Raw genomic sequence first — 13,352 nt, 5'->3', positions numbered from 1 at the left:
GCGGTTCGCTCGCATCAAACGACAGTGGAACGGCATCAGTCGGCGAACTCCGGCTTCTGCTTGCTCATGTGCGCGGTCATCGCCAGGCGCAGGTCTTCCGACTGCAGCATGGCGGCATTCCAGGTGGCAATGTACTCGAGACCATCGTCGACCCGATGATCACGCATGTAGCGAATCATTTCCTTGGTTCCTCGTACCGCAACCGGTGATTTGCTGGCGATCTCCGCGGCGATGCCCATGACCCCGTCCAGCAGCGCTTCCTGGCTGGCATAGGTGCGGTTGACCAGGCCGATACGTGCGGCCTCGGTGCCATCGATGCTGCGCCCGGTGAAAGCCAGCTCGCGCATCATGCCATCGCCGATGATACGCGGCAGACGCTGCAGGGTGCCGACATCCGCGGCCATGCCCATGTCGATCTCCTTGATGGAGAACTGCGCATCGACCGTCGAATAACGCATGTCGCAGGCGCTGACCAGGTCGATGGCACCACCGATGCAGTAACCCTGGATCGCCGCCAGCACCGGCTTGCGGCAGTTGTCGACGGCATTGAAGGAGGCCTGCAGCTCGAGAATCTTGCGGCGCAGGGCGTCGGCGTTGCGACCGACGTCCTTGCCCAGCTGCGCGCCGACCGAAGCCAGCAGCATCAGGTCGATGCCCGAGGAGAAATGCTTGCCCGCACCGGAAAGCACCACGACACGCACTGCGTCGGTGGCATCGACCCAGCGGAAGATCTCGATGATCTCCCGCCAGAAATCGGCGTTCATCGCGTTGACCTTTTCCGGACGATTGATCTGCACATGGGCGATCTTGTCCGCCAGGTCGACGCGGAAGGCTTTGTAGTCGGACATGGCAGGCATCCTCAGCCGCAGCTCGGCACAATAATTATTTTGTGATTAATAACCGAGCAACTATAACAAGCACGCCATAAAAGTCGATGCTTGCCAGTGTGACGCAGGGCACGCCCCGGATGTTAACGAACGCTTTGAATATCCGTGGTAAGGGTTTGATCTGCCGAGAATCCCGCTCCCCGGCAGAGCGACCCTGCGGTCATTCCACCAGGCAATCCACGCAGTACTGCCCCGCCTCGGTCTGCAATCCGTGCACGTCGATGTCGAAGCCCGGGAAGGCCTGGTCGAAGGTCCGCGCGAAGGCCAGATAGTCGAGAATAGAGCGCGTCGCTGCCGTGAAGCGCTCGCCCGGCATGATCAGCGGAATGCCCGGCGGATAAGGCACCAGCATCACCGCCGCGATGCGCCCCTGCAGCTGATCGATGGGCACTGCCTCGACCTCGCCGCGCACCAGCCGATCATAGGCGTCGGCCGGCTTGATCGCCACCTCGGGCAGCGCCGTGTACATGCTCTTCAGCGCCTTGGCCGTGGCGTTGTCGCGGTAGCAGCCATGCAGCGCATCGCACAGGTCGCGCAAGCCCATGCCCTGGTAGCGCCCGGCGCCGGCATGGGCGATGGACGGCAGCACGTCGATCAGCGGCAGGTTGGCATCGAAGCTGCGTTTGAACTCCAGCAGCTCGGTCAACAGCGTGCTCCACTTACCCTTGGTGATGCCCATGGAGAACAGCACCAGGAAGGAGTACAGGCCGGTCTTCTCCACCACCAGGCCGCGCTCCCAGAGGAACTTGCTGACCACGGCGGCGGGAATGCCCTGTTGCTCCAACTTGCCCGCCGCGTTCAGGCCGGGCATGACCAGCGTGACCTTGATCGGATCGAGCAACACGTAGTCGTCGGCCACCTCGCCGAAGCCATGCCAGTCGGCATCCGGCTGCAGCACCCAGTCGGCCGTGGCCAGCTCATCGGCGCCGTCGACCGCCCCCGGCTGCCAGATGCTGAACCACCAGTCGTCAGCACTGAGGTTGCGGCGCACGTTAGCCAGGGCGCGGCGGAAGCTCAGCGCCTCGTCGAAGGTTTCCTGGATCAGCGAACGACCGGCCGGCCCCTCCATCATCGCCGAGGCCACATCCAGCGAAGCGATGATGCCGTACTGCGGCGAGGTCGAGATGTGCATCATGAACGCCTCGTTGAAGCGATCACGGTCGAGCTGGCGCTGCCCGCCATCCTGCACATGGATCATCGACGCCTGGCTGAAGGCCGCTAGCAGCTTGTGCGTCGAATGCGTGGTGAACACCAGCGGCGAGTGCTCGTCGCACTGGGTGCCCATGCCAAAGCGCCCGGCGTAGAAGTCGTGGAAGGCGGCGTAGGCGTACCAGGCCTCGTCGAAGTGCAGCACCTCGACCGAATCGCCCAGGGCCTGCTTGACCATCTCGGCGTTGTAGCAGAGCCCGTCGTAGGTGGAGTTGGTCACCACGGCCAGCTTGACCTTCGGCGCCCGGCCGCGCGCCAGCGGGCTGGCGTCGATCTTGGCCTGGATCGACTCCCGGCTGAACTCGCTCAGCGGAATGGGGCCGATGATGCCCAGCTCGTTACGCTCGGGGCAGAGATACAGGGGAATCGCCCCGGTCATGATGATCGAATGCAGGATCGACTTGTGGCAGTTACGGTCGACCAGCACCAGGTCGTCACGGCCAACCATCGAGTGCCAGACGATCTTGTTCGCCGTGGAGGTGCCGTTGATCACGAAGAAGGTGTGATCGGCGCCGAAATTGCGCGCAGCCCGTGCTTCGGCCTCGGCCAGCGGCCCGGTGTGATCGAGCAGCGAGCCCAGTTCCGGTACCGACACTGAGAGGTCCGAGCGCAGCGTGTTCTCCCCGAAGAACTGGTGGAAGGCCTGGCCCACCGGGCTCTTGCGATAGGCCACGCCACCGCCGTGCCCAGGCGTGTGCCAGGAGTAGTTGGACTGCGCGGTATGCTGCACCAGCGCCTTGAAGAAGGGCGGCAGCAGGCCTTCCAGGTAGTTGTGAGCGGCACGCGCCACCTGCCGCGCCAGGAAGGACACGGTGTCTTCGTAGAGGTAGAGGATGCCACGCAGGTGGTTGAGATCGGCCATCGCCTCGGCCGGCGCATTCTCGATGGTGACCTGTTCGCCGAGGGCGAAGATCGGCAGCTGCGGCGCCCTGACCCGCGCCACGCGAATCAGCTCGACCATGTCCTGCAGCAGCCGGCTGTTCTCACCGGCGCCTTCGGCGGCGACGAGGATGCAGGCCAGGCCATGGTGGGTCGAGGCGACGATGCGCCCCTCGGCCGCACTGGCCGTGGGCAGGATGCTGAAGCCGTCCTGGGTGAGTTCCTGAGCGATGGCGCGCACCCGATCACCGGCCACGGTGTCGGCCTTGATGTCGCGGTGCACGATTAGGACGGGAAACTTGAGATCTTTATACATTGTGACGTCCTGAAGGCTGGCAGGCCTGGCCTGCCCATCGCCTCAGGTTAGAGGCTCCCCCCTGGCGGCGGAACCCCCTGTGCATCACGCTATAAGAAAAGGTCGCAATTGCGCTGTTCGGTTATTCCGGCGCCTTTTCCAGCTGGGCCCACAATGCCGGGCCGCCGGAGGATTTCTCGATGGCGGCGAGCCGCGTCAGATGCGCCGCCAGCTCGTCTTCACTGGCGCGGATGACCCGCGTGCGAGGACGAGCGGCATCCAGCCGGCGAATCGGCGTGGCCTGCTGGCGCCCGCTGCCATCGCCATCACCGCCCTCGCCCGCCAGCGACAGGTGGGTCTGCCCACCGGTCATGGCCAGGTAGACGTCGGCCAGGATCTCGGAGTCGAGCAGTGCGCCGTGCAGCTCACGGTTGGAGTTGTCCACGCCGTAACGCTTGCACAGCGCATCCAGGCTGTTGCGCTGCCCCGGATGGCGCTCGCGCGCCATCATCAGGGTATCGAGCACCGAGCAGTAGTCACTGACATCGGCGCGCTCGCTCTGCCCCAGCAGGGCGAACTCGTTGTTGATGAAGCCGACGTCGAACGCCGCGTTGTGGATGATCAGCTGGGCGCCCTTGATGAACTCGTAGAATTCATCGGCCACTTCCCTGAAGCGCGGCTTGTCGGCCACGTAGTCGTTGGTGATGCCGTGGACCGCGATGGCGCCTTCGTCGATCTCGCGGTCCGGATTGAGGTAGACATGGAAGTGACGCCCGGTCAGGCGCCGCCCCAGCAGCTCGACACAACCGATCTCGATGATCCGGTGCCCGTCCGTGACCGGCATGCCCGTGGTTTCGGTATCCAGCACCACATAGCGGTTGGGGGTGTTATCGGTCGTCACGCCTTGTCTCTCTCATCGTTCAGGTTGCCGCAGAAGCGCGACATGTTAACCCAGGTTGCCGGGCATCACTCAGCGCGCTGCGCGCACCTCGTCGACCCCGCGATTGGCCAACTGGTCGGCACGCTCGTTGCCCGGATGCCCGGTGTGACCACGCACCCACTGCCAGCTGACCTGGTGGCGATTCACCTCCTCGTCCAGCTTCTGCCAGAGGTCGGCATTCTTCACCGGCTCCTTCGAGGCGGTTTTCCAGCCACGCTTCTTCCAGTTCGGCATCCATTCCTGAATACCCTTCATCACGTACTGCGAATCGGTCACCAGCTTCACCGCGCAAGGACGGGTCAGCGCGATCAGGCCGGCAATCGCGGCCATCAGCTCCATGCGATTGTTGGTGGTACTCGGGTCGCCGCCCCACAGTTCCTTCTCCACGCCCTTGTAGACCAGCAACGCGCCCCAGCCGCCGGGGCCGGGATTGCCCTTGCAGGCGCCATCGGTGTAGATCACCACTTCATCGGTTTCAGACATTCATCAGCTCTGTACGGGTTTGACCAACCGGGGCGCGGTGCCTAGCTGTCCAGATCGCGCCGGCTGACCTTCGCCACCGGCATCGGCAACAGCTTGCCCATCGGCTCGCGGCGCGCCTGCCGCAGCGGACGCAAGCCGACCACCAGCTTGCGCGCCACCAGCAGGTAGAAGCCGGCACCCGGCAGCTGCCAGGTATCGCCCCAGCGCTCCATCCGGCGCAGGCGCATCTGCCAGGCCAGTGAAGCGAGCGGCGGACGATAGCACCCGAACCGGCGTTTCTCCAACGCAAAGCCGAGCAGCGCCAGCCAGTCGCCAACGCGCCCGGGGTCGATGCAACGCGCCTTGCTCAGGCCATCGCGCGCGAACAGACGGCGAGCGCCCCAAGCGCTCCAGGGGTGAATGCCCAGAATCAGCAGATGCCCACCGGGCCTGACGCTGCGCGCCGCCTCGCGCAGCAGGCCGTGAGGCGACAGGCTGAAGTCCAGGCCGTGCTGCAGCAGCACCACATCGGCGGCGTGCTCGCCCAGCGGCCAGGACTGCTCTTCGCAGACGATCTGCACACCGGGCAGCGGTGCCCCCAGGCGCACGTTGTGCTGAATCTGCCCGGCCTCCGGCGTGCGCTCGGCACCCGGACCGTAACTCACCAGATAGCCGCCGAAGAAACGCGCCAGCTCGTCTTCCAGCAAGCGCCGCTCCTCCTCCAGCAGCAACTGCCCGAGTGGTCCGGAAAGCCAGTCGCGCGCCTCGCTGATGAGCTTGAGCCACTCAGGATCGGCCTGAGCGAATACCTGATCGGTCATCGCTGCCTCCGCATGACAGTCTCTGCATCCAGTGTCTAAGATGCACCTTTATATCCAGCTTAGCGACCCACAATGATTCAGATCGACGCGCTACCGGCCTTCACCGACAACTACCTCTGGCTGCTGCAGGAGCCGACCAGCAAGCGCTGCGCAGTGGTCGACCCGGGCGATGCGGCGCCGGTGCTGGCGTGGCTGGAGGCGCACCCCGACTGGTGCCTCAGCGACATTCTCATCACCCACCATCACTTCGACCATGTCGGCGGCGTCGAGACGCTGAAGAACGCCACCGGCGCCCGCGTGGCCGGCCCGGCGGCGGAGAAGATCCCGGCACGCGAGCTGGACCTGGGCGACAACGACACGCTCGAGGTGCTCGGCCTGCGCTTCCAGGTCCTTGCCGTTCCGGGGCACACCCTCGGCCACATCGCCTACTACAACGCCGAGCAGCAGCTGCTGTTCTGCGGCGACACCCTGTTCGCCGGTGGCTGTGGCCGCCTGTTCGAAGGAACGCCGCAACAGATGCACGCCTCGCTCGGCCGCCTGGCTGCCCTGCCCGGGAGCACGCAGGTCTACTGCACCCACGAGTACACCCTGAGCAACCTGCGCTTCGCCCATGCCGTGGAGCCGGACAACCCGCGCCTCAGCGAGCGCCTGGCCGAAGTGACGCGCTGGCGCGAGGCGGGCCGCATCAGCCTGCCCTCCTCGATCGAGCTGGAACTGGCTACCAATCCGTTCCTGCGCACCGACGCGCCAGACGTCATCGCGGCGGCTGCGAACCGTGCGGGCGAATCCCTCGACGAAGCCAGCGCGGTGTTCGCCAGCCTGCGTGCGTGGAAGGATAAATTCTGATTCGCCGACGAACGCGCTGGCGCCTTGCCAGCAGCGGTTTTCTGGCGCCATGACCCAGGCATATTGAACCAAGTGAGGGGGATGCAGGTCACAATTGGCTGGTGAAAACTTGACCAACCTTGACCCGATTCCTAGAATCGCCCGATCTTTTTGTCGGGAAAAACACCTCACCCAATGCCTTTTTTGTCACGTAAGCCATTGAATTTCAAGGCATTGGCGCGAAGCTCTCGAGTGCTCGCGGTGATGTGTTGCATAACCCTGGCCGGCTGTCAGAGCCTGCCCAGCGAGGGCCCGGACGGCGCGACCGATACCTCGCGCGCCGTCGGCCTGGAGCGCGAGCCCGAGTGGCTGAGCAACGAGATCAAGCCGCGCGAGTACAACGATATCTGGGAGCGTCTGCGCGATGGCTTCCAGCTGCAGGACGAGATCGGCGTCAACCCGCGCATCGAGCGCCTGCGTCTCTGGTACGCCAGCAACCCCCGGCACGTCAACGCCGTCAGCGAACGCAGCGCGCCGTACATCCACTACATCGTCGAGCGACTGGCAGAGCGCGACATGCCGATGGAACTGGCGCTGCTGCCGGTCATCGAGAGCGCCTACGACCCCCAGGCCTATTCCCCGGCGAACGCCGTCGGCCTGTGGCAGTTCATCCCCTCCACGGGTCGCCACTTCAATCTGCGCCAGACCAACTGGTATGACGGCCGCCGCGACGTCACCGCCTCCACCCAGGCGGCGCTGAACTACCTGAGCCGCCTGCACGAGATGTTCAATGGCGACTGGCTGCTCGCCCTGGCCGCCTACAACGCAGGCGAAGGCCGCGTCAGCCGCGCCATCGAACGCAACGAGAAACTCGGCCTGCCCAGCGACTACTGGAACCTGTCGCTGCCCAAGGAAACCGAAGATTACGTGCCCAAGCTGCTGGCCCTGTCGCAGGTGATCCTCACCCCCGAGGCCTACGGCGTGAACCTGGCGCCGATCGCCGACGCGCCCTACTTCGAACAGATCGCCATCAAGCAGCACATGGACCTGTCCCGCGTGGCCAAGCTGGCCGACCTGGACGAGGAGGAACTGCTGCAACTGAACCCTGCCTACAAGCGCGGCATCACCCTGGACGGCCCGCAGCACCTGCTGGTGCCTACCGACAAGGCGGAAATGCTCAGCGCCAACCTGGCCCTGATGAAGCCCCAGGAGCTGGTCGATTGGCAGACCTATACCGTGCGTTCCGGCGATAGCCTGCATGCCATTGCCAATCGCAATCACCTGACCGTCAGCATGCTCAAGGACGTCAACCGTCTGAGCAGCAACAACCTGCGCATCGGCCAGGTGCTGACCATTCCGGGCAAACCCGGCGCCCAGCCGAGCGAGCCGCTCTACCAGCAACGCAGCACGCTGGCCAGCGCAAGCCGCACCTACAAGGTGAAGAACGGCGACAACCTCTGGCAGATCGCCCGCGAACACCAGGTTGCCGTGCATGACCTGCGCCGCTGGAACGCACTGCAGGGCAACAACCTCAAGGTTGGCCAGGTGCTCAATCTGGCCGCCGCCGAGAGCGCACCACAGGCCGTCGCCACGACACGCCGGCAGAACGCCGCACGCGACAAGGCGACCTACTATCGCGTGCAGCAAGGTGACTCGCTCTACGTCATCGCCAAGCGCTTCAAGATCGAGCTCAAGCACCTGCAGGCCTGGAATCCGCGCAGCAACACGCTGCGCCCAGGGCAGATGCTGACGCTCTACCTGCCCTGATCAGCGTTTGCTGATCGCCTCCAGGCAACGCCCGGTCAGCTGGGTAAAACGCTGGAACGCCACGAACTGCTCGTGGCGCAAGGCGCGGCCGGACAAGCGACTGTCGGCATAGAGCACGCCGATCTCCCGCGTACCCGCGACGATCGGTGCGATGAAGAACATGCCACTGCCGAGGCTGCGGCGAATCGGCTGGGTGACCAGCTCGGCCAGGTTGTAGCTGGCCGGCACACCCATCCAGATCGCTTCGCGATGGCGCAGTACGTAGCTGAAGATGTGCGGCTGCTCCGTCTGCTCCGCCGGCAGGACGAAGTCCTCCAGCCAGTGCTGGGTGTCTTCGCCAACCACGCGCTTGGCGCGAAAGCGACTCTGGCCATCGGCCAACACCGTGAGCATGACCCGCTCCAGCCCCACACCTCGATGCAGGCCTTTGAGCAGGGTATCGAGCACCAGGCCGACATCGGCTCGCGCACTGACCATCAGCCCCAGGTCCTGCAGCGCCTGCTGCATCAGCAGCAGGTCCGGCTGCAGCAGCCGCGCGCGCCGCTCCTCCTGCTGCAGACGAATCTGCTCCGGGTCGGTATTGGGTATCAGGCGGCACAGCTTGCTGGCACCGAAGGTTGAGGCGACCTTGACGGCCTCCTCGGCGCTGGCCAGTACCTGCTGCAGGGTTTCCTCCTGGGTCAGCGCGGTGAAGCTGGCCACCTTGGCCAGCACCTCCTCCATCTCTGCGCAATCCCAGCCATCGAGCGCAGCCTCGCTGATACGCACGCCCAACTGCACGGCATAGGCGGCGGGGTCGTGCTGATTGCTCCCGGCCTGCGCCAGGCTGGCGGTCTCACCCAGGTTCCAGCTCTTCAGCAAGGCCTGCGTCAGCTGCCGAAAGCTGGTGCCGAGAACCTCGCGCACCGCTTCATCGACGTCCACCCCTGGCCGCTCGAGCACCGCGACCAGCTCATCGGCCTGCTCGCCAGCGCAGCCCCAGAACGCCAGCTCACCCAGGTGATGCAGCAAGGCGGCGATGAACACCTCCTCGGCATGCCCGGAGAGGGCGTAGCCCGCAATGTTGCGCGCCTGCACGGCGGCGTGGAAGGAACGCGCGAGCAGCATCTGCAGCTGCTCGCGCGGGGTTCGGGTCAGCAACCCGTCGATCAGGCTGACCGACAGGCCGATCAGGCGTACGTTCTCGAAACCGATCAGGACGATGGCCCTGGAGATGGTCTTGATCGCTTCCTGCGACGGGTTGTAATAGACGCTGTTGCCGACGCGCAGCACCTTGGACGTCAGCGACGCGTCGCGCAGCAGCACATCGGCCAGTTGCTGCACCGAGGCGGAGTCCTGCTGGGCAAGGCGCTGCAGGTCCTGCACGACGGCGGCCAGCGCGGGGAGTTCGGCTTGGTTGAGGCGATCGATCCATGACTGCAAACCATGGCTACGTTCCGGCAAAATCTTACCCTCTAGGTGTATCCTTCAAGTGTATGTCAAAGCGCCACGACTGCTCGCTCGCCAGCCCACTCTTTTTCCTGCCGATACAAGCTGTTACTGTACCGCTCAAGAAGCCCAAACGCCGCCATGGATCGGATCTCACCTCCCGATGCGACCCCTCCTCCTGCTGTTCCTCAGCCTGGCCTTGAGCTTTCCCGCCTCTGCGACTATCAGCGAGAGCCACGGCTACGCCCAGTTCGGGACGCTCAAGTACCCTGCCAGCTTCAGTCACTTCGACTGGGTCAACGCCGACGCGCCCAAGGGCGGCACGTTGCGCGTCATGGCGTCCGGCACCTTCGATACGCTCAACCCCTACACGTTCAAGGGTACCAGCCCGATCTCCACTGCACATTTCCTGCAGTACGGCGTCAATGAACTGAACGAACCGCTGATGGTGGGCACCGGCGCCTACGATCCCTCGGGTGACGAGCCGGCCTCCAGCTATGGCCTGATCGCCGGAAGCGTGGAGTACAGCGAAGACCGCAGCTGGGTGGTCTTCAACCTGCGCCCGGAGGCGCGCTTCAACGATGGCAAGCCGATCACGGCCTATGACGTGGCCTTCTCCTATCGCCTGCTGCTTGCCGAAGGCCATCCGCAGTACCGGACCAACCTGCAGGAGGTGAAGCGTGTCGACATCCTCGGCCGTCACCGCATTCGCTTCGTCTTCAAGCGTGCCGGCAACCCCCTGCTGATACTGCGCCTGGGTGAACTGCCGGTCCTGCCGCAGCACTACTGGAAAGGCCGCGACTTCAAGAGCACCACCTTCGAGCCACCACTGGGCAGCGGCCCCTACCGCATCGTCGAGGTCGTGCCCGGGCGACGCCTGGTGTTCGAACGGGTGAAGAACTGGTGGGGCAAGGACCTGCCGGTCAATCGCGGCAAGTACAACTTCAACCGGGTTGAAGTGGAGTTCTACCGCGACAACAACGTGGCCTTCGAAGCGTTCAAGGCCGGTGAATTCGATTTCTACATCGAGAACCAGGCGAAGAACTGGAGCAACGGCTACAACTTCCCGGCCGTCGCCCGCGGCGAGGTGGTCCGCGCCGAGATTCCGCACCGCATCCCGACCCAGACCCAGGCACTGTTCATGAACAGCCGGCGCGCCCTGTTCAGCGACCGCCGAGTGCGCGAGGCACTGGGCCTGATGTTCGACTTCGAATGGACCAACCGCACGTTGTTCAACAACGCCTACGTGCGCGCCGCCAGCTACTACCCCAACAGCGAATTCTCGGCGACCGGCAAGCCCGAGGGCGCCGAGTGGCTGCTGCTGTCACCGCACCGCGACAAGCTCCCCGCCCGCCTGTTCACCGAGCCACCGACCCAGCCGGTGACCAACGGCCGTGGCATCCCCCGGGAAACCTTGCGCCGTGCCCTCGGTCTATTGGCCGAAGCCGGCTGGAAGCCGGTCGGTCAGGAGCTGCGCAATGCCCGCGGGCAGCGTCTCGAATTCGAGATCATGCTGGTCAACCCCAGCCTCGAGCGCATCCTCCAGCCCTACACCGCCAACCTTGCCAGCATCGGCATACAGGCCAACCTGCGTACCGTGGACCGCGCCCAGTACAAGCAACGCCTCGACCAGTTCGACTACGACATGATTCTGCTGACCCTGCCACAAACCCTCAGCCCGGGCCTGGAGCAGTCGCTGTACTTCCACTCCAGCCAGGTGAACGTCAAGGGCGGCAAGAACTACGCCGGAATCAACGACCCGGTAGTCGACGAGATGATCGACAAGCTGCTCTCGGCGCAGACCCGCGACGAACAGATCGCCGCCACCCGCGCCCTCGACCGCGTGCTGCTGTGGCAGTACTACAGCATCCCCAACTGGTACATCAATTATCACCGCCTGGCGTACCGCAATCGGTTCGCCTTCGTCACCACGCCGCCCTACACGCTGGGCCTGCGTACCTGGTGGCTGAAGCCAACGGAGAACGCTCGATGACCCACCCGCTGCGCAGTTTCCTGCTTCACGGCAGCAGCCTCATTCTGCTCGGCCTGGCCGGCCTGGCCTTCGCCGCCCCGCAACACGCCGTCACGCTGTATGACGAACCGCCCAAGTACCCCGCCAACTTCACCCACTTCGAGTACACCAATCCCGATGCGCCCAAGGGCGGCACTTTCCGCGAGGCCGGTTTCGGTGGATTCGACAGCCTCAACCCGTTCATCAGCAAAGGCGTGGCCGCCGACGACATCGGCCTGATCTACGACACCCTCGCCGTACAGAGCATGGATGAGCCCTTCACCGCCTACGGCCTGATCGCGGAGAAGATCGAGAAGGCGCCGGACAATGCCTGGGTGCGCTTCCTGTTGCGCAAGCAAGCGCGCTTTCATGACGGCACCCCCATCACCGCCGAGGACGTCAAGTTCACCTTCGATACCCTGATGGAAAAAGGCGCGCCCATGTACCGCGGCTACTACGCCGACGTCGACCACGTCGAGGTGGAGTCGCCACACAGCGTGCGCTTCGTGTTCAAGCATGCCGGCAACCGCGAGCTGCCGCTGATCGTCGGCCAGTTGCCGGTACTGCCCAAGCACTGGTGGGCCGAGCGCGACTTCGCCAAGGGCAATCTCGATGCTCCGCTGGGCAGCGGCCCGTACCAGGTCGGCCGGGTCCAGGCCGGGCGCAGCATCCGCTACGAACGGGTCAAGGACTGGTGGGCCAAGGACCTGCCGGTCACCCGTGGTTTCTACAATTTCGACGCCATCCAGATCGACTACTACCGCGACAATACCGTGGCCCTGGAAGCGCTCAAGGCGGGCCAGTTCGACTATTGGCTCGAGACCAGCGCGAAGAACTGGGCCACGGCCTACAACACGCCGGCCGTCGCCAACGGCCAGCTGATCAAGGAAGAGATCCAGAACCGCAACCCCACCGGCATGCAGGGCTTCATCTTCAACACCCGCCGCCCGCAGTTCCAGGACCGCCGAGTGCGAGAGGCGCTGGGCCTGCTGTTCGACTTCGAGTGGGCCAACAAGCGCCTGTTCAACGGTGCCTACAGCCGCACCCACAGCTACTTCGACAACTCCGAACTGGGCTCCAGCGGCTTGCCGGGCGACGAGGAACTGGCGATTCTCGAGCCGCTGCGCAACCAGATTCCGCCCGAGGTGTTCAACGAGGAGTTCCGCGTGCCAGTCACCGACGGCAGCGGCATCATCCGCGAGCAGCAGCGCCGCGCCTATCAGCTGCTGCAACAGGCCGGCTGGCGCATCGACGGCGACCGCATGCTCGACGCCAACGGCCAGCCGGTGACGTTCGAATTCCTCCTCGCGCAGACCGAGTTCGAGCGCATCCTCCTGCCCTTCAAGCGCAACCTTTCCGACCTCGGCATCGAACTGGTCATCCGCCGTGTCGACGTCTCGCAGTACATCAACCGCCTGCGCTCGCGTGATTTCGACATGATCGTCGGCGGCTTCGGCCAGTCCAACTCGCCCGGCAACGAGCAGCGCGAGTACTGGCACTCCTCCAGCGCCGACAACCCGGGCAGCCGCAACTACATCGGCCTGAAGGACCCGGCCATCGACCAGCTCGTCGAAGGCCTGATCAACGCCGACTCCCGGCAGGACCTGATCAGTCACACCCGCGCCCTGGATCGCGTGCTGCTGTGGGGCTACTACGTGATCCCCAACTGGCATATCAAGACCTGGCGCGTGGCCTACTGGAATCGCTTCGAGCATCCCAAGGTCACTCCGCTCTACGACATCGGCCTGCATACCTGGTGGGTGCGCCCCGGTCTCGAGCAACCGGACGAAGAGCAGCAGCAAGCCGCTGAACAGGCGGAGCAATAAGC

The 13,352-nt window shown here is 64.7% G+C and carries 10 protein-coding genes; 4 read left to right on the top strand and 6 right to left on the bottom strand.

Going from position 1 to position 13,352, the window contains the following annotated elements; translation table 11 throughout:
• Positions 1-35: 35 nt before the first annotated feature.
• From FIV02_RS10725 to FIV02_RS10705, 5 genes are all read right to left on the bottom strand, one after another.
• A complete protein-coding gene (locus FIV02_RS10725) occupies positions 36-848 on the bottom strand; it encodes a crotonase/enoyl-CoA hydratase family protein (RefSeq protein WP_037052935.1) in 813 nt (270 codons plus the stop codon).
• 199 nt (positions 849-1,047) lie between these two features.
• Positions 1,048-3,291 (bottom strand): Orn/Lys/Arg decarboxylase N-terminal domain-containing protein, encoded by a 2,244-nt coding sequence (locus FIV02_RS10720; protein WP_037052936.1) that lies wholly within the window; start codon positions 3,289-3,291, stop codon positions 1,048-1,050.
• A gap of 121 nt (positions 3,292-3,412) precedes the next feature.
• Positions 3,413-4,114, bottom strand: a complete 702-nt coding sequence (dnaQ, locus tag FIV02_RS10715; RefSeq protein WP_052178381.1) for a DNA polymerase III subunit epsilon — start codon at positions 4,112-4,114, stop codon at positions 3,413-3,415.
• A 126-nt stretch (positions 4,115-4,240) separates the two neighbouring features.
• Positions 4,241-4,693, bottom strand: a complete 453-nt coding sequence (gene rnhA / locus FIV02_RS10710) for a ribonuclease HI (RefSeq protein WP_037052942.1) — start codon at positions 4,691-4,693, stop codon at positions 4,241-4,243.
• A 41-nt stretch (positions 4,694-4,734) separates the two neighbouring features.
• On the bottom strand, positions 4,735-5,493 hold the full coding sequence (locus tag FIV02_RS10705) for a class I SAM-dependent methyltransferase (protein ID WP_152488590.1): 759 nt from the start codon (positions 5,491-5,493) through the stop codon (positions 4,735-4,737).
• A 72-nt stretch (positions 5,494-5,565) separates the two neighbouring features.
• On the opposite strand from FIV02_RS10705, the gene gloB reads away from it, so the two are divergent.
• Together gloB and FIV02_RS10695 are read left to right on the top strand one after the other, a co-directional pair.
• Entirely contained in the window at positions 5,566-6,339 is a 774-nt protein-coding gene (gene gloB / locus FIV02_RS10700) for a hydroxyacylglutathione hydrolase (protein ID WP_152488589.1), read from the top strand.
• Between the two features lie 174 nt (positions 6,340-6,513).
• Positions 6,514-8,085 carry a lytic transglycosylase domain-containing protein gene (locus FIV02_RS10695; protein WP_150609395.1) on the top strand — a complete coding sequence of 524 codons (1,572 nt, stop codon included), beginning with the start codon at positions 6,514-6,516 and terminating at the stop codon, positions 8,083-8,085.
• Here the strand turns inward: FIV02_RS10695 and FIV02_RS10690 are convergent, their stop codons facing one another.
• Entirely contained in the window at positions 8,086-9,528 is a 1,443-nt protein-coding gene (locus FIV02_RS10690; protein WP_152488588.1) for an HDOD domain-containing protein, read from the bottom strand. It lies immediately after the preceding gene.
• Between the two features lie 148 nt (positions 9,529-9,676).
• Between FIV02_RS10690 and FIV02_RS10685 the strand changes: the two genes are divergently transcribed.
• On the top strand, positions 9,677-11,506 hold the full coding sequence (locus FIV02_RS10685) for an extracellular solute-binding protein (protein ID WP_152488587.1): 1,830 nt from the start codon (positions 9,677-9,679) through the stop codon (positions 11,504-11,506).
• Complete coding sequence (locus FIV02_RS10680; RefSeq protein WP_152488586.1) at positions 11,503-13,350, top strand: extracellular solute-binding protein; 1,848 nt, start codon at positions 11,503-11,505, stop codon at positions 13,348-13,350. The genes FIV02_RS10685 and FIV02_RS10680 overlap by 4 nt, the downstream gene beginning before the upstream one ends.
• Positions 13,351-13,352 lie beyond the last annotated feature (2 nt).

The organism is Pseudomonas sp. THAF187a (assembly GCF_009363395.1).
Taxonomy (GTDB): domain Bacteria; phylum Pseudomonadota; class Gammaproteobacteria; order Pseudomonadales; family Pseudomonadaceae; genus Aquipseudomonas; species Aquipseudomonas khazarica.
The sequence above is the reverse complement of the archived record's forward strand: the minus strand, read 5'-3'. Positions and strand labels throughout refer to the sequence as shown.